A 17,810-nucleotide genomic window follows, 5' to 3' on the forward strand; every position below is an offset into this window, starting at 1 on the left:
TTTTTGCTTATGAAAAAGAGGTTTCTTTCATATGAAAATTTAGAGGAATTGAATATCTGAATAAATAATGGTTATAGCATTTACTATTTGTGGTATAACAACCATGAATACATATTTAATTTTCGGAATTCAATTGAGAATCATTTTCAATAGTTGGGATTTAGTGTATAATCTTCGTGGGGAAGCGGAACCTAACAGTATGCTCATTTACGCTCATTAAATACAAGGAGTTTGATTGCATGGAAAATAAACATAATCAAGATGAAAACGATAATATTGAGGTCTGGGAGGATCTCATCAATATAAAAGATTTAGTGATCGCACTAATAATTTGTAGTATAACGACTATGGGTGCTTATTTTATTGCGCCAAATGAGGCACCAAAGCCATTGTTTTTCGGACTCGGCGGTGCCATTATCGGTTTTATTATCTGTAGTTATATCATTAAACCAAAAAGAAATTTCGAAAGAACGGGAGAAAAGTAATGGATATCGTATTAATTATTGAGATGATTGCTGCAGCCGTTTTAGCAGCTGTATTATATACCATAATTGGTGTAGCACCGGGGACAGACGAAACGGCTGTTTTAGCACCGGTAACGCTGGCAATTGTCCTTGCGGGGGTAGAGCCTATTGTGGTTTTAACCTTTTTTATGTCTGCAATTGTTGCCAATAAAGTAACAGATTCCATTCCAGTCGCACTTGCTGGAATTCCAGGGGGAGTGATGGCGACCCCGATGGTAGAGCATGCCCTCGTGTTAAAAAAACATGGCATGCCAGATATCAGTATCCGCAAAATGGCATCTGGTTCTGTAATTGGGACGCTTGTAGCGGTTCCAGTGAGCCTATTGATGGCGCAAATCTTAATTCCATTTGCGGATGTTATCAAAGAATACGCAAATCCCCTCTTTTTCATTGGAGCTGTTTTACTGGCATTAATGACGAAAAATAAGCTGTTATCACTTCTAGTGATTCTGCCATTTGCCCTCTTAATAGAAGGCTTACGCTATCTTTATTGGGGAATCGGGGTTGTGCCTGAAGGAACGAATGTCTTCATATCCTTTTTCTTAGGAATTACCATTGGCCCTGTTATTTTGACATTGTTTGAACTATTACATAAAGAAAAACGAGCTAGTATGCCAAGATATCCAAAGAAAACGATTCGTTTTGCGGAAACGAATACCTCTAAAGGTTTTCCAAATCCTTTTAAAATATTGACCAAACAGGAAACGGGAACAAGTATGCTTGCCAGCTTTATTGGCTCTATTACCTTTATTATGAGCCCTGTCGGCATGACGATTTTTCTTGGAGAAGTATTTTCAAGTCGCATCAAGGATCCTGTGAAAAAAGCGTCAGTAGCAATCGCTTCAATGGAAGGATTGACAAATGCTACCTATATTTCTGGAACATTGATTCCTTTGATTGCGCTCGGTATCCCGTTGTCTCCGATGGCGATTGGCCCAGCAAATGCTCTCTTTAACGCACCGCCAGTGTTTACACCAGAGCATAATTTGCATCACCTCTTATCTAATGCAGACTTTGTGTGGGCAACATTAATCGGGGCCACGATTGCTCTTGTAATCACCTATTTTGTTTCAGTGAAGTATGCCAACCAAATCTGTGCCTTTGTGTTTCGCTGGGTTCCCCATGAAGCAATTCTAGGACTATTTTTTGGACTTGTGTTATTATTAGCTTTTATGGACGCTGGTTGGATAAATATCATCGGTGTACTTGTTATCGGTTTATTTGCTGGTATGCTGCACCGCTGGGGCGTCAATTATGGCGTTCAGTTTATGATTCTTTATTCAGCACCGTGGATCATTAGTTGGTTTTAAAAATTCCTGACAGATATATATATTTCGATGAAAGTGGGGATATCGATGCTTGAAACTCCACAAAAAATTGCGGTAGGCCGAGCACATAGTAAGTTAATTTTAATTGGGGAGCACTCGGTTGTTTATGGACAGCCGGCCATTGCTTTTCCGTTTAAACAAATAGAAGTAAAAGTAACCGTTAAGAATATCGGGGGAAGCTCGTTACAAATCGAAAGCCCTTTTTATCAAGGACCAATAGAGCAAATTCCTGAAAAAATGGAGGGAATTGGTGATTGTATTATCCAAACATTAAAGGTTTTGGAGCAGCAGTCTTGCGGTTTAGAAATTAAGATTTCCTCCACGATTCCGATTGGACGAGGACTAGGTTCAAGTGCGGCAATTGCGATCGCGCTTGTTCGCGGTCTTTTTGCCTTTTTCAATCAAAAGCTAAGTAACAGTCAATTAATGATCTTGGTGGAGCGGGCGGAAAAATTTGCGCATGGAACGCCAAGTGGGATTGATATGATGACAGCTTCCAGCGCCACTCCGATTTGGTTTAAAAAACAGCAAGAGGTTGAACATGTGCAAATTGGCGCGCCATTTCATCTGGTTATAGCAGATAGTGGCAGGATTGGCGATACCTTTGCAGCAGTTAAATCAATCCGAGATAAGTATGAAATCAAGCCTGAGCAAATAGAGCAATCTATCACACTACTTGGCATATTAACACAAGAGACGCGAGTAGCACTGGCTGCAGGAGATTTTCAACAGGTTGGCGATAAATTAAATCAAGCACACCAGCATTTAGGTTTGTTAGGTGTCAGTGATTCAGGATTAGATGCTTTAGTAGACACAGCTCGATCTGCAGGAGCAGTCGGTGCAAAATTAACAGGCGGCGGCCGCGGCGGCTGTATTTTAGCATTAGTAGAAAGTGAGCAAATCGGAAAAAAAGTGGCTGATGCCTTACTGGAAGCTGGTGCTGCCAAAACATGGCAATACACAATAGCGGAATGCTAGTAAAAATGGAGGAGTGTGGTTAATGGAAGCGATCGCTCGAGCTCACACGAATATTGCATTAATCAAATATTGGGGAAAGCGGAATACCCAATTGTTTTTACCGACAAATAGTAGTTTGTCGATTACATTAGATCATTTTTACACAGAAACCAAGGTTCAGTTTTCTGACCAGTTTGAAAAGGATAGCTTGATATTAGATGGAAGCCAAGTTTCCGATCAGGAAATTGGGAAAATAACAGCCTTTCTTGATCATGTCCGGAACATTGCAGGTACAAAAGTTTTTGCAAAGGTAACATCGGTGAACCATGTGCCGACAGCTGCTGGCTTTGCTTCCTCTGCTTCGGGATATGCAGCGTTGGCTGCCGCAGCAAGTAAAGCATTGCAGCTAGATTTAACAGGGACAGAACTCTCTGCTTTAGCCCGTAAAGGCTCTGGCTCTGCCTCACGCTCTATTTTTGGAGGATTTGTGGAATGGCAGAAAGGCGAGAAGACAGACGGAACGGATTCGTTTGCAACGCAAATTTTAGACGAAAAAGCGTGGGATATTAGTGTCCTATCTGTTGTAGTGGAAGCTGGTCCTAAATCGGTATCCAGCCGAGACGGCATGCAGCGGACAGTGGAAACTTCTCCTTTCTATGCGGGCTGGTTAGCGACAGTAGCTGAGGATTTACAGCAGATGAAAGAAGCGATAAATGCATGTGATTTTACAAAGCTAGGTGAAATTGCCGAAGCAAATGCAATGAAAATGCATGCTACAACGTTAGGCGCAAAGCCGCCGTTTTTATATTGGCAAAGTGCAACGCTCGATGTTATGCAACAGGTGATGGAATTGCGTCAACAAGGGCTAGAGGCTTATTTCACCATTGATGCCGGACCGAATGTAAAAGTCCTCTGTAAACCAGAGCAAGAACATATAATCAAAGAAAAACTGGCAGCGGTAGCTTCTGTTCGTGATGTAGTTGTATGTCACCCAGGACCTGGAATTCAATATTTATCTGAATGGGTGGGTTAATGGTAAAATAAGAAGGAAAAGGGATCGTTAAAGAAAACTTATCTCCTTCACGGAGGAAAGTGGCATTTATCGAGTCTTTACGGATAATTTATCCATACCAGCTCTTGGAGTTACGTCCAGTTAAGCGTGGTATAAATGAGGACTTTTAAAAGGAGTGAGTCCAGATGCATGAAATAAAAGTTCCGGGCAAGCTGTTTATTGCTGGGGAATATGCAGTGCTAGAACCAGGCTATCCAGCAATAGTTGTAGCAGTTGACCGATTTATTACAGCGAACGTGACATTTAGTGAAAAACAGATGCTGTCCTTGCCGCAAATAGGTCTTCCCCATGTTGCTTGTCGATTCGAGCATGGACAAGTTGTTTTGGAAGATACTAATGCAAAATTGGAATTTATCGAAAACACATTGGCTGTGGTTCATCAGTATTTACGAGAAAAGTCTGTTCATACGAAGCCTTTTTCACTTAGTGTTACTAGCGAATTAGATGATGTTTCCACTGGTCGGAAATATGGCCTAGGATCTAGTGCAGCAGTAGTAGTTGCGGTCGTATCCTCCATTTTAGCACTGTATCAAGATCAACTAATTGTTACGAAAAAACATATTTATAAGCTCGCTGCAATCGCTCATTATCAGACACAAGGCAGTGGATCCTGTGCAGATGTAGCAGCATCGACATATGGCGGCTGGCTTCACTATGCAGCATTTAAAGCAAGCTGGTTAAAAGGAAAGCTTGCAGACCAAGTTTCTATTTCTGAATTGGTGGAAGAGAGCTGGCCATACCTCCAGATAGAACAGCTAGAAGCGCCCGAAGAATTAGTGCTTGCTGTCGGCTGGACAGGCAGTGCTGCGAAAACGGCTTCTTTAATAAAAAAGATTGAACCATTAAAGCAGCAAGATTCCCATATCTATCAAGGATTCCTTCAGAAAAGTCGTGATGCTGTTTCCGCAATGGTGAAAGGCTTTAAACAGAACGATTTAAAGATGGCGATGGCGAGTTTATCCGCTAACCGGTCTGCTTTATTAGAGCTAAGTCGAGAAACTGGCGGGGCAATTGAAACGACGGAATTAGAAAAGTTAATTCAAATTGCTGATCGTTATGGAGCTGGAAAATCATCTGGTGCTGGCGGCGGCGATTGTGGAATTGCTTTTACAAGTATAAACAAGCTGGAACGATTACATAAAGAATGGCAGGAGGCTGGTATCGTACCATTAGATATCCTCCCTGCAGCCAAATATAATGAGACTGGAGTTTAGAGAATGACTGATTCAATTGACAAAAGAAAAGCCCAGCATATTGAGTTGGTTTTAAATGAAAAAGTCACAGGAGATAATATTACGACTGGTCTTGAAGCGTATCGCTTTTTACATAATGCCTTGCCGGAAATTAACTTTGATGACATCACATTAAACACAGAGTTTCTCGGTAAAAAGCTGAAGACTCCTTTTTTAGTCAGCTCAATGACTGGCGGGGCTGCGATGGCGGAGACGATTAACCGAAACCTCGCAATTGCGGCAGAAGAACGAGGATGGGCCTTTGCATTAGGTTCCACAAGAGCCCTGATTGAAAATGAAAAATATCGGGAATCCTTTCAAATCCGAAAATATGCACCATCGATACCCATCATCGCCAATTTAGGAGCAGTGCAGTTTAATTATGGTTTTGGAATCGACCAGTGCAGACAAATTATCGAGATGACAGATGCAGATATGCTTGTGCTCCATTTGAATAGTATTCAAGAAATTGTGCAGCAAGAAGGTGATCGCAATTTTAAAGATCTGCTTGGAAAAATCGAGCAAGTATGCACACAGCTAGAGATTCCTGTTGGCGCAAAAGAAGTTGGTTTTGGAATCGATGGCACCACCGCGAAAAAACTGACTGATGTTGGCATCTCCTTTATTGATGTCGCAGGTGCAGGCGGTACATCGTGGAGTCAAGTAGAAAAGCTACGCTCCAAAGAGAAAATTAAGAAAATAGCAGCCGAAGCATTCAGCAGCTGGGGAATCCCAACGGCCGAATGCATTGTTTCTGTTAAGGAAGCAATTGATCAACCGATTATTGCCAGCGGTGGAATCAAAAATGGAATGGAAGCTGCTAAGGCGATCGCACTAGGATCAGATATGGTTGGTTTTGCTCGTTCCATTTTAAAAGAAGCTACTGAATCACCAGAAGATCTAATCGAATTGTTTGAGACGCGAGAACTGGAATTACAGATGACAATGTTCGGAATCGGTGCGGCTACTGTTGGGGAATTGAAGGGAACAGATCGGATTAAGTAGGGAAGCAGGGGATATTTCTTTTGCTTCTTTTTTGACTGTAGGAGGGACAAGGGGTTTGTCCCCTTGTCCCGCTAATTAAATAGATAAATACCCAAAAACCCTTGACATAAAAGTGGTGTAAATGGTAGGTTATAAAACGTAATGGTTACGATTTATTAAAATACATAGAGAAGAGGGGAAAAAATGAAAAAACTGCTATTTAGCGTTTCGTGCTTATTATTATTAAGTGTGTTCTTAGCCGCGTGTCAAGGAACTAAAGAAGAGAAAGCGAATAAAGAGGAAAAAGATGCAGCACAGCTTGTGCATGAAGCTCCGGAAAGTATAAAAGTGGAAGGAATTGCTGATCACTATCATACTGGAGATAAGATTGAGTTAACAGCGGTATTAGATAAAGAAACAGATGCTGATCATTGGCATTGGTATAATCGAGAAAGTGCCAATGACGAATGGAAAGTTGTTTCTGGTCAAGAAACAGCAACATTTACAGGTGAAGCATCTGTTAATGGTTTAGAAATAAAAGCAGGCTTATTCGATAGTGATGATAAGGCAGTTGCTCAATCAGTGCCAGCTCAAATTGTCATTGATGATCATCATGGACATGATGAAGCAAGTAAAAAAATATATCAAGGGTATTTTGATGATAACCAAGTAAAGGATCGCGAACTATCTGATTGGGAAGGAGATTGGCAGTCTGTTTATCCGTATCTTCTTTCTGGAGATTTAGATGAAGTGTTTGCACATAAAGCGGAAAATGGCGATATGACAAAAGAAGAATATAAGGAGTACTATACAGTAGGCTATAAAACAGATGTAGATCGAATTACCATTAAGGATAATGTGGTGACCTTTTTCGAAAAGGATAAAGAATATTCAGGAGAGTATAAATCAGATGGTTATGAAATACTCACCTATGAAAAAGGAAATAGAGGTGTACGCTTTATTTTTAAATTAGTAGATGGATCCAAGGAGATGCCTCGATATATCCAATTTAGTGACCATAATATTTTTCCAGTTGATTCCGCCCATTACCATCTGTATTGGGGAGACGACCGAGAGAAACTGTTAGAAGAAGTGACGAATTGGCCAACGTATTATCCATCTGAATTAGATGCTGATGGGTTAGTCCGGGACATGTTAGCACATTAATATTTATTAAAAGTAACGATGTTTATTTGATTTAAATAGAATGAGAAAATACTAGTTTTTAAATCGTAATCATTACGCTTTGTTTAGGCAAATGAAAGGAAGAATAAGATGAAAAAGAATTGGTTACTAGCTATTTTTCTAGGTGTAATAATGAGTGTAGTTCTTTTAGGGTGTCAAAAGGGAGAAAGTAGTTCGGATGATAAAATTTCAGTTGTGACATCCTTTTACCCAATGTATGAATTTACTCAGCAAGTGGCAGGAGATCGGGCAAATGTGTCGTTAATGGTCTCAGATGGGCAAGATGCCCATCACTATGAACCAAGTGCTAAAGACGTAGCAAAGGTTAATAAAGCAAATGTTTTCGTTTATAGCAGCGAAGAAATGGAGTATTGGGTAAACAGCTTATTAAAATCGATAGATAACGATAATCTTGTAATAGCACGCACGGCGGATGGACTAGATGTAGAGGATACGAATGAATCAGGTCATCGTCATGAACACGATCATGAAGATACCGATGGAGAAGCAAATCAGGAAAGTGATGAAAAAATAACAATCCAAGGAAAAGCGGACCACTATCATACTGGTGACATGATTGAATTAACAGCAAAATTAGAGGAAAAGGTAGACTATGACCACTGGCATTGGTATACGAGAGAGAGTGCGGACAAGGAATGGGTAACTGTTCCGAATCAAGGCGGGCCTAAGTTTAAATATGAAGCAGCAGACGAAAGCTTCGAGGTACGAGCAGTATTATATGATGATAATCATAATGAATTTGCCGTGTCAGCCCCGATAGAAATAGTTGTTAATAATCATGGCCACGATCATGGGGAGGAAGCTAGCCATGAGCATGCTGATGGAGAAGAAGGGCATGACCATGTAGAGAAAGCCGACAAAGATCACGACCATGAAGGTGATGCAAATGCTCAAAAGATTGAAATTGTTGGATTAGCGGATCATTATCATACAGGAGATGTTGTATCACTTGTTGCCGAACTTAAAGAAGAGACGGATTACGATCACTGGCATTGGTATACACGCGGCAGTGAAGAGGAGGACTGGGAAGTTGTAACTGGTCAAGGAAGTGACCATTTTGAATACAAAACAACTGGGGAAAGCTTTGAGGTGAAAGCCGCACTATTTGATGGGGAGCATCATACATTTGCCGAATCCGAGCCTGTAACTGTTTTTATTAATGATCATAACAATCACGATCCACATATTTGGTTAGATCCAGTGTTAGCCCAAGAGCAAGTAAAGATTATTCGTGATGCATTGATTAAGGCTGATCCAGATGGAAAAGACAGCTATGATAAAAATACAGCAGCTTTCATTAAAGAACTTCAAGCATTGGATAAAGAATATGAAACTACTTTAAAAGATGCCAAGAACCGAGCTTTTGTCGTACAGCACCAAGCATTTGGATATCTTGCAAAGCGATATCAGCTAGAACAAATTGCCATTGGCGGCTTATCTACAGAAGTAGAACCAAGCCCATCTCGTATGGCAGAGATCGGAACGCTTGTTAAGGAACATAATGTTCCAGTAATCTATTATCAACATGGAGCAAACTCGGCAATTGCAAAAACAGTTGCTAATGAAACAGGGACAAAGACAGCTGTTTTGTATGATTTAGAGGTTTTATCTAAGGAACTGAAAGAAAAGGACTTAGGCTATCTAGATGCAATGCGCGAAAATCTGAAAGCATTACAGTTAAGTGTTAAGTAATAGAAGTTGAATCAAGTTAAATAGACGCTTGTTAATATGGATAAAAATGTAAATAGTAAAACGTCTCAAGGTAGAGGCGTTTTTTTATTTTTGTTCACTTAACCACTCGGTAGTTGAAGTAATATTACTCATATTCTACTACTTCATAATATAAAAAAGAATGTCTTGTTTTATTAGTAAGATAATTATCCTTCAATTATCGAGTATCGAAAGAAAAGGCCTATTAAAAAAGTAAAGTGGACTTGACGTATCATCAAATTTTATGTAAAGTAAACTTTACGTAAAGTTTACTTTACATATGGCGGTGATTATATGAAAAATAATATTAAAATCTTGCGTACTAAGTACAATTATACGCAAGATGAATTAGCTGAATTATTAGATGTATCAAGACAAACGATTATTTCATTAGAAAAAGGTCGTTACAATCCCTCGATTAATTTGGCCTTCAAGGTTTCACGAGTTTTCAATTGCAGCATTGAGGATATTTTTATCTATGAGGAGGATTAAGAATGGCAAGTAAAAAAAGTGCTAAAGAAAATCAAATCATCTACATTTTCTCCGGGTTAATAGGAGTCTCAATGGGGGGCTATCTGAACTATCAGGATATTATAGCAGGCGAATTTCCTAATGCAATAATGATTCTAGCACTCGGTATCAATCAATTGCTTCTAGCTTATTTATCACCACATATCTTCCCTAAAGATGAGCGAGCAAAAGAAATAGTGGGGAAGGCAATGACAATAAACTACTTTGTACTTTTTTTATCGTTATTAGTTTTATTTCTAGCAACAGGCTCTTTAGGATTCTTGACATTAGATGCAACGCAGGTGCTGATTATCCTTTTTTGTATCATGGTAATCACTATTCCTAGTACTATGGTCATTTATTCAAAAATAATATAGGTAATTGGTTTGGATTATATGTTAGTCTGCATTCTAATATAGTTTTGTCCTTTTTTATCCTAAAATACTACCCTTTAGCAATATAATTTCAGCAAATCCGAGTGGGAAATATTAGGATTGTTAATTTCAATAAAATACTCTAATTGCCACTTTTGCGTCTTAATAGCTTGTTTATTAGTGGGTTTATCCCATAGAGGGTAAACTCTTATGGCCATTTTTCCTTTAGTAGTAGCCGTTTTAAGAATATTATGTTTCAGGAGTACTTCCTTTGGAAAAACAAATTGTCCTAATCTATTTCTACTAGAAAATGTATTGATTACCAATAAATCGGTTGCTTTGTCACATGAAAAGGCTTGGTTTTTATTAGCATCATCTTTTTCCCAGAAGGCAACAAACTGACCTATCTTATTGGGGGTAGTCTTTGCCACTCTAAATCTAACCGATTTTGCATTCAGCTGAAATCTTCCTGCCCCATACTCAGAATTTTGAGCTTCTTCTTGGATAGATTTTATAATAAAATGATTTGGTTCATAAAAATTTTCTTTTACAAAGGATAATGCTTTATAAAATTCATTCACAATGTGTTTCCCCCATATATTTATTGTTACAATCTTTTTTGTCATTTTTCCCTTAGCTTTATTATCCTGAATTTCCTAATATTAGAAGTTGAATTATATCATGTTGAATAACTTAATGGAACATCTATTCTCTTTTGTATATATTAACTTACATATATTTGTAAGCTGTCCTTTTAAAAATATGAAAAGCTTTCCCTTCTATTTAAAGAAAGCTTCTGTTGCCTCAATGCTTTTTAGAAATATTTATTTAAGATCTGTTTAGAAAGAGTCTAATATCGGCATTTGAAGAGTCAGAGAAAAATAGATTTTCTCATTAATAATCGAATAAAGGAAGAGGCATTTTTTAGTTTTTTCATCTGTTTTGCAAGGCTGAGGGGGATTACATCAATTCTTCATTAAAACCTAATAAAGCCCAATCAATTATACGAAATCACGTTAGTATCTCCGTATAATTGTCGGGCTTTAGTGGGGTGACTTATCGCGTCTTTCTTCAGGGTAGTTATTTATTTAGCATGATCTCTTCCAGTTCATCTAGCATTTGATTGGCTGCGATAACACCGCCTGCTGTATTCCATACTGCATCGCTTACTTCATAAGCATTTCCTTTTTTGACGACATCTAGGTTCTTCCATAGGGAGTCGCTTGTCCATTCTTTTGCCGTATCTAAGGCTTTTTGGTCATCTTGTGGAGCATAGGTAAAGTAGAAAAGGATATCTGCATCCATTTTCGGGATAGCCTCTTTTCCTACTTCAATAGCAAGATTACCAAGCTGATTATCTGCAGTGAAAAGCGATTTTTGCTGTTCCGCACGTTTGAATCCTAATTCATCCAAAATTACACCTGAAAAAGAGTCCGTATAATATATCCGGGAAGTTCCAGCCATAAATCGGACCACAGAAACTTCTTGATTTACTTTATCCCCTAATTTTGCTTTTACTTCTGCAACATGGTCTGCAAATGCGCTAAGCACTTTTTTTCCTTCTTCTTCTTTGTTCAGTGCTTTTGCATATAATTCAAAGTTATCCTTCCAATCACCTCTTAAAGTTTCGGAAAAAACAGTTGGAGCGATAGCACGTAGTTTGTCATAGATAGCTTCTTGGCGTATCTTTGTTCCAATAATTAGATCTGGTTTTAATGAAGCGATTTTTTCTAAATTTACTTCGTGTTCTACTCCAACTACTTCCACACCATCCATATCTTTTTTGATGTGATCGTACCATGGATTTCCCAGCCATGATTGTACGGCCCCAACTGGTTTAATCCCTAAAGCCAGAAGTGCTTCTGTTCCTTCATTCGTCAATACGACAACACGCTTTGGTGTCCCTTTAATTTCCGTTTTTCCCATTGCATGTTCAATTGTATAAGGTTTATTATCCGATGTGTTTGTATCGCTGGAGGTTTCTTTATTTCCTGATACTTCTTTTTCGTTATTTCCGCATCCTGCCAGCACAACAAATATAATTACCAATAATGATACCAGCATTGGAGTAAATCGTTTTTGTTGAAAATATGTAAGCATATTTGCCTCCCCTTTTTATTTGATAATGATTTTCAATAACAATTAGATAATATTTTATAATGAAAAATATGTCAATCATTAATTGAAAATGATTCTCATAGTCATTGACAGTCCCTATGACTTCTCCTAAACTAAAAATAGAAACTATTAGAGAGGGAAAACTACATGTTACTATTGAATAACAGAAGGAGAATCATTGGGCTTATTATTGGTTTACTATTATTATGTACTATTTTCATTTTTAGTATTGTACTAGGTTACGCCGATACGAGCTTTAAGACAGCCATACAAGCTTTTCAGCAGTTCAATGGTTCGAATGAGCATATTATTATTAAAGAAGTTCGCCTTCCTAGAGCATTAATTGGAACTATCGTTGGCAGCAGTTTAGCGATTACAGGGGCTTTATTACAGGCACTGACTAAAAATCCCTTGGCTTCTCCGGATATACTGGGCATTAATTCAGGAGCCAGTTTTTTTGTCATTATAGGACTTTTCTTTTTTTCTATTAATTCATTACAAGCATTTGCTTGGCTTGCCTTTTTAGGTGCAGCCGCCGCTGGATTAATTGTTTATTTTCTAGGATCTTTAGGTAATGAAGGACTGACACCAATAAAATTAACACTAGCCGGCGCAGCCATGGCAGCCATGTTTTCATCGTTTGCTCATGGATTTTTAGTCATGAATGAATCTGCCTTAGAAGAAGTTTTATTTTGGATGGCTGGTTCCGTCCAAGGAAGAAGCTTGGAGATTTTATTTTCTGTTCTACCTTATATGATTATCGGAACTTTGCTAGCTTTTTTAATTTCTAATAAAATGAATGTTTATAGCATGGGAGAAGATGTAGCAAGAGGACTTGGCCAGCGTACAGGTACCGTCAAATTGCTGATTGGCATCTCGGTTATCCTGCTTTCGGGCTCGGCGGTTGCAGTAGCTGGTCCCATTGGCTTTATTGGTATAGTTGTTCCTCATATAGTAAAATGGCTGGTTGGTAATGACTACCGCTGGATACTACCCTTTTGCAGCATTACAGGAGGAATCTTGTTATTGTTGGCCGATATTGGTGCTCGATTAATCCTTATGCCCCAAGAAGTACCTGTTGGAATAATGACTGCCATCATTGGCACCCCTTTCTTTATATACATAGCACGAAATGGAGGAAAGTCTTCATGAAGAAATATTTATCGTTTAGAACGGCCAATGACAAGATTTCCTTTTTAGTGGATCGTAGAGCATTATTCCTTACATCAATATTCCTTATCATTCTGCTAGTAGCTTTTTTCATAAGTGCAGGTATTGGGGAAGATTACATTTCTCCTTGGCAGATCATAACTATTTTATCTGGGCATGGTTCGGATTTTGACACTTTAATTGTCCGGTCGTTCCGAATGCCGCGAATTCTCTTAGCTATATTAGTGGGAATGAGTTTGGCAGTTGCTGGGGCTATAATACAAGCAGTTGTACGAAACCCTTTAGCTTCTCCTGATATTATTGGAATTACAGGTGGTGCCTCAGTAGCTATTGTCCTATTTTTGGCTTTATTTAGTGACATGAATCACTCATTAACGATAAGCATTAAGTGGATGCCTTTAGCAGCTTTTATCGGGGCATCTTTTGTAGCGTTTCTACTATATGTACTTGCATGGAAAAAAGGTGTTTCACCTGTACGTCTCGTCCTAGTTGGAATTGGTTTATGGTCGTTAACAAAGGCATTGACCAACTTGTTCATGATCTTAGGGCCTATTTATCAGGCTAGTCAAGCAAATATTTGGCTTACTGGTTCTGTCAGTACTGCCGATTGGAAAAAGATTCAGATTGCTGCACCTATTATTCTTCTATTATTGATACTATCTTTTATTATGGTAAGGACTTTAAACATTCAAGATTTCGGAGAAGAAATAGTAATTGGCTTAGGTTCTAAAGTACAGCAGCAGCGCCTTTTTTTATTGCTGATTAGTACAGCTTTAATTGGCACAGCTGTAGCGTTTGCAGGTGGAATTGGCTTTGTTGGGCTGATGGCACCTCATATAGCTAGAAAATTAGTTGGTTCTTCTTTTGGTGCGCTATTGCCTTTATCTGCTTTAATTGGCACAATTCTAGTCCTCATAGCAGATACAATCGGTCGAACTTTATTCCTTCCGATTGAAGTTCCTGCGGGAATATTTACTGCTGCTATTGGAGCGCCCTATTTCATTTTTCTTTTATATAAGCAGCGAAAAGTATAGGAAGGAGAAGTTAAACAATGGTTCTTTTAGAGACAAATTCCTTGACCTTATCTTATGGAGATACAGTCATTATAGATGATTTATATATGAAGATTCCTAAAGGAGAAATCACTGTGTTTATTGGCAGTAATGGCTGTGGAAAATCAACACTGTTACGTTCATTAGCTCGTTTATTAAAACCACAGTCTGGATCCATTTTAATTGAAGCACAAAAAATTTCTGAGCTGTCCACCAAAGACATCGCCAAGCAATTAGCAATTCTTCCGCAAGGCCCTGTTGCTCCAGAAGGGTTAACGGTTTTGCAATTAGTAAAACAAGGCCGTTATCCATATCAAAAATGGTACAGACAATGGTCGGAGGAAGATGAACAAATCGTTCATAACGCTCTTGAGGCGACTGGTATGTCTGCACTGAGCGATCGTCTGGTTGATTCGTTATCTGGAGGACAAAGACAACGTGCCTGGGTTGCAATGACCCTTGCACAAAATACCAACATTATCTTGCTGGATGAACCGACAACCTACCTGGATATGACCCACCAAATCGAGGTTCTGGACTTATTATTCGAATTAAATGAAAAAGAAAACCGTACGATTGTAATGGTTCTTCATGACTTAAATCTAGCCTGTCGCTATGCCAATAATCTAATTGCAATTAAGGATAGATCTGTTTATGTACAGGGAAAACCGGAAGAAGTAATTACAGCAAAGATGGTTAAAGACGTTTTTAACCTAGAATGTGAAGTGACTGAAGATCCTCTCTTTGGGACGCCATTATGTATCCCTCATGGCAAAGGTCGCAATATAAAAAATTTGCATGATTATTAATGGCTCCATCAACCAATTGACAATTTTGCATAGTAGGGGCCCATTTTCAATTACTACATTATATAAGCCCTTCATAACAGGAGGGCTAATGTATGTTTCTTTTCTTAATTAAGTTATTATTAGGCTGAAGGGAACATTCTGACGAAGAAATAAATCAAATGCTGAATCGTTAAAAAGTTAAGTGGTAAACATGTAATATAAGATTATTTCCTAATCTATAAGGTAGTGATTTAAAACCAAAAATCAATTTACTTCTGTAAGCTGTCCGAATTTGTCTCTTTTATTTAAAGAATATGCTTCAAATGAAATCACTCATTAACTATGTCCAACTATTAAATGTGGTATATATGGCTCTTCTAGAAATGCAGCCTCATTCGCTGTTAACTTAATGGTTAGGGCACCAACGGCATCTATCAGATGAGATATTTTAGTTGCTCCAATGATAGGGGACGATACCGTTTCTTTTTGCAGCAACCAAGCAAGCGCAATTTGAGTACGGGGAACACCATATTTTTTTGCAAGTTCTGCAACTCGCTCTACCACTAATCGATCAGTATCCGCAGTTGCGTCGTATTTAGCTTTTTGAATTTGATCTGTTTCTGAACGGTACGTTGTTTGCGACCAATCACGCGTCAATCTCCCTGATGCTAGTGGACTGTATGGTGTTACACCGATTCTTTCCTCCTTACAAAGTGGGAGCATTTCTCGTTCTTCTTCGCGGTAAATAAGGTTTAAATGATTCTGCATGGAGACAAATTTAGTCCAGCCATTCTTTTCTGCTACGTGTAGTGCCTTTTGAAATTGCCATGCAAACATAGCGGATGCGCCAATATATCTTACCTTACCAGCCTTTACAATATCATGTAATGCTTCCATTGTTTCTTCAATAGGAGTATGGTAATCCCAGCGATGAATAATATAAAGGTCTACGTAATCTGTTTCCAACCTGTGAAGACTTTTATCAATTTCACTCATAATTGCTTTTCGTGAAAGTCCGGATCCATTTGGTCCTTCATGCATTTGCCCATATATTTTCGTTGCTATTACCACTTCATCACGATTCGCGTATTCCTTTAGAGCTCTCCCTAGATATTCTTCACTTGTCCCTTGAGAATACACATTTGCTGTATCGAAAAAATTAATCCCCAACTCAAGTGCTTTATTGATAATAGAACGAGACTCCTTTTCACTAAGTACCCATTGGTGGATCCATTTGTTCGCATCCCCAAAGCCCATACAACCTAAACATAATCGCGATATATCTAAGCCTGTATTACCGAGTTTTGTGTATTCCATGTTAATCCCCCTCGCTGTTTGAAGTTATTTCTATCTTGCTATTTATAAATTCATCTTACCAAATTGATCCTCAATTAATTGCAGAGCCTGAACTTCGTCTATTCCCACAGCCCTTATGTGGAATAGATCACCAGGTCTAATATCAAGGGACATAACATCCATGATTGACTCAAGTGTATAATCCAATTCAACTGTAATCCCTTTGTATTCAACAACTACTTTTGATAGATGTTTATTAGAAATACGTACTAATGTACTTGCTAGACGAGCCAATCCAATACTAGCGCTAAAGTGATATTGTTTTTCAATCATGACATTTACTCCTAGCTCTTTTTGAATATATTAGGCTATGTCTATTATGCAACAGATGAAAGCGTAAACGTTATCTTAATCCTTTCAAGTTTTTGCTTAATCCTATCAAAATCATTTACACAATCGACAAATATAAGATAGAATGTGACTATCAAAAATGCTGGAGAATCCCATATGTCTAGAAAAATCAACTTACATCTGCAAGAACTTGCCGAACTCATTGAACGTTATTCAGAAGAGGATGGGGTTCATTCAACTGCTATCCACTCACTCTTCCTAATCCGTGAATCAATTACTTCCGAACCAATTGCCAGAGTAAACGAAACATCCTTTTGCCTTATCGTTCAAGGGGAGAAGGAAGTATTATTATCAAAGGAACGCTTTAGGTATGGTTATGGCAACTACATTGTTGCATCAGCTGACTTGCCGGTTACCGGAAGAGTAGTAAAAGCCTCTTCTGACACTCCTTATTTGGCTCTTAAGCTTGAATTTACACCTCATCAAATCGTAGAAGTATTGAGTGAAGCTGATATTCAAATGGGCATGAAGAAAAATACCAAGCGTGCTATGTATGTCAGCAAGATAGAGCCATTTCTTTTGGATGCTGTTATTAGGTTAGCTAGATTGCTAGAAAAACCGGAACATATCCCCGTACTAGCACCGTTATTTACAAAGGAAATTCTCTATTGGATTTTACATGGTCCGCACGGAGAATCTTTAGAACAAATGGCTATAGAGGGCAGCAAAGGTAAGCGAATAAGAAATGTTATTGAATATATTATCAACAATTATACTCGCTCTATTAAAATTGAGGAACTTGCAAAAATAGCTAATATGAGTAATGCTTCTCTCCATAGGCACTTCAAAGAGGTTACAGCCATGAGCCCTAATTATTTCAAAAAACAATTGAGACTCCAGGAAGCTAGGCGCTTATTATTAGCTGATTCGTCAGATATTGCTAATATCGCATTTAGGGTAGGCTATGAAAGTCCATCGCAATTTAGTCGAGATTATTCTCGTATGTTTGGTCTTCCACCAAGGGAGGATGCTAATCGAATGAGAGAGAAATCAGATAAAAGATAAATCGGGTGCTCTATGCTTTTGCTTCTTTCTATACAAAGTATCCGAGAAAACAGGACAGAAGGATAGGGGAAGA

General features: G+C 38.5%; 18 protein-coding genes. 14 read left to right on the top strand and 4 right to left on the bottom strand.

Annotation, left to right across the window (positions count from 1 at the left end; translation table 11 throughout):
* The first annotated feature begins 239 nt into the window (after window positions 1-239).
* From NSQ92_RS01950 to NSQ92_RS01995, 10 genes are all read left to right on the top strand, one after another.
* Entirely contained in the window at window positions 240-485 is a 246-nt protein-coding gene (locus tag NSQ92_RS01950) for a hypothetical protein (protein ID WP_095322940.1), read from the top strand.
* Window positions 485-1,834, top strand: a complete 1,350-nt coding sequence (locus NSQ92_RS01955) for a tripartite tricarboxylate transporter permease (protein WP_251688551.1) — start codon at window positions 485-487, stop codon at window positions 1,832-1,834. Before NSQ92_RS01950 ends, NSQ92_RS01955 begins: the two co-directional genes overlap by 1 nt.
* 45 nt (window positions 1,835-1,879) lie before the next feature.
* Window positions 1,880-2,830, top strand: coding sequence for a mevalonate kinase (mvk, locus tag NSQ92_RS01960; RefSeq protein WP_341152321.1), 951 nt, complete (start codon window positions 1,880-1,882; stop codon window positions 2,828-2,830).
* Between the two features lie 22 nt (window positions 2,831-2,852).
* Entirely contained in the window at window positions 2,853-3,842 is a 990-nt protein-coding gene (mvaD, locus tag NSQ92_RS01965) for a diphosphomevalonate decarboxylase (RefSeq protein ID WP_341152322.1), read from the top strand.
* Window positions 3,843-4,006: 164 nt separating this feature from the next.
* The gene (locus tag NSQ92_RS01970; RefSeq protein WP_341152323.1) at window positions 4,007-5,095 is read left to right on the top strand and encodes a phosphomevalonate kinase; all 1,089 of its coding nucleotides are present in this window, start codon (window positions 4,007-4,009) and stop codon (window positions 5,093-5,095) included.
* Window positions 5,096-5,098: 3 nt separating this feature from the next.
* Entirely contained in the window at window positions 5,099-6,118 is a 1,020-nt protein-coding gene (gene fni, locus NSQ92_RS01975) for a type 2 isopentenyl-diphosphate Delta-isomerase (RefSeq protein ID WP_341152324.1), read from the top strand.
* Between the two features lie 183 nt (window positions 6,119-6,301).
* Window positions 6,302-7,264, top strand: coding sequence for a ZinT family metal-binding protein (locus NSQ92_RS01980; protein WP_341152325.1), 963 nt, complete (start codon window positions 6,302-6,304; stop codon window positions 7,262-7,264).
* 108 nt (window positions 7,265-7,372) lie between these two features.
* Window positions 7,373-8,995, top strand: a complete 1,623-nt coding sequence (locus NSQ92_RS01985; protein ID WP_341152326.1) for a metal ABC transporter solute-binding protein, Zn/Mn family — start codon at window positions 7,373-7,375, stop codon at window positions 8,993-8,995.
* A gap of 312 nt (window positions 8,996-9,307) precedes the next feature.
* Window positions 9,308-9,505 (top strand): helix-turn-helix transcriptional regulator, encoded by a 198-nt coding sequence (locus tag NSQ92_RS01990; RefSeq protein WP_061799961.1) that lies wholly within the window; start codon window positions 9,308-9,310, stop codon window positions 9,503-9,505.
* Between the two features lie 2 nt (window positions 9,506-9,507).
* Window positions 9,508-9,900 carry a hypothetical protein gene (locus NSQ92_RS01995; protein WP_061799963.1) on the top strand — a complete coding sequence of 131 codons (393 nt, stop codon included), beginning with the start codon at window positions 9,508-9,510 and terminating at the stop codon, window positions 9,898-9,900.
* Between the two features lie 74 nt (window positions 9,901-9,974).
* On the opposite strand, the gene NSQ92_RS02000 is transcribed toward NSQ92_RS01995, so the two are convergent.
* Together NSQ92_RS02000 and NSQ92_RS02005 are read right to left on the bottom strand one after the other, a co-directional pair.
* Window positions 9,975-10,478 carry a MepB family protein gene (locus NSQ92_RS02000; RefSeq protein ID WP_061799964.1) on the bottom strand — a complete coding sequence of 168 codons (504 nt, stop codon included), beginning with the start codon at window positions 10,476-10,478 and terminating at the stop codon, window positions 9,975-9,977.
* Window positions 10,479-10,977: 499 nt separating this feature from the next.
* Window positions 10,978-11,997, bottom strand: coding sequence for an ABC transporter substrate-binding protein (locus NSQ92_RS02005; RefSeq protein WP_061799966.1), 1,020 nt, complete (start codon window positions 11,995-11,997; stop codon window positions 10,978-10,980).
* Window positions 11,998-12,162: 165 nt separating this feature from the next.
* Between NSQ92_RS02005 and NSQ92_RS02010 the strand changes: the two genes are divergently transcribed.
* The 3 genes from NSQ92_RS02010 to NSQ92_RS02020 are packed head-to-tail and all read left to right on the top strand — an operon-like array spanning window position 12,163 to window position 15,046.
* Complete coding sequence (locus NSQ92_RS02010) at window positions 12,163-13,167, top strand: FecCD family ABC transporter permease (protein WP_061799967.1); 1,005 nt, start codon at window positions 12,163-12,165, stop codon at window positions 13,165-13,167.
* Entirely contained in the window at window positions 13,164-14,219 is a 1,056-nt protein-coding gene (locus NSQ92_RS02015; RefSeq protein ID WP_061799969.1) for a FecCD family ABC transporter permease, read from the top strand. The genes NSQ92_RS02010 and NSQ92_RS02015 overlap by 4 nt, the downstream gene beginning before the upstream one ends.
* Window positions 14,220-14,236: 17 nt before the next feature.
* Complete coding sequence (locus tag NSQ92_RS02020; RefSeq protein WP_341152327.1) at window positions 14,237-15,046, top strand: ABC transporter ATP-binding protein; 810 nt, start codon at window positions 14,237-14,239, stop codon at window positions 15,044-15,046.
* A gap of 315 nt (window positions 15,047-15,361) precedes the next feature.
* Here NSQ92_RS02020 and NSQ92_RS02025 read toward each other — a convergent pair whose 3' ends face one another.
* Complete coding sequence (locus NSQ92_RS02025; protein ID WP_341152328.1) at window positions 15,362-16,342, bottom strand: aldo/keto reductase; 981 nt, start codon at window positions 16,340-16,342, stop codon at window positions 15,362-15,364.
* A 42-nt stretch (window positions 16,343-16,384) separates the two neighbouring features.
* Window positions 16,385-16,654, bottom strand: coding sequence for an HPr family phosphocarrier protein (locus NSQ92_RS02030; protein WP_341152329.1), 270 nt, complete (start codon window positions 16,652-16,654; stop codon window positions 16,385-16,387).
* 174 nt (window positions 16,655-16,828) lie between these two features.
* On the opposite strand from NSQ92_RS02030, the gene NSQ92_RS02035 reads away from it, so the two are divergent.
* Entirely contained in the window at window positions 16,829-17,737 is a 909-nt protein-coding gene (locus tag NSQ92_RS02035) for an AraC family transcriptional regulator (protein ID WP_061799977.1), read from the top strand.
* Window positions 17,738-17,810 lie beyond the last annotated feature (73 nt).

Source organism: Niallia sp. FSL M8-0099, assembly GCF_038006945.1.
Taxonomy (GTDB): Bacteria; Bacillota; Bacilli; order Bacillales; family Cytobacillaceae; genus Niallia; species Niallia circulans.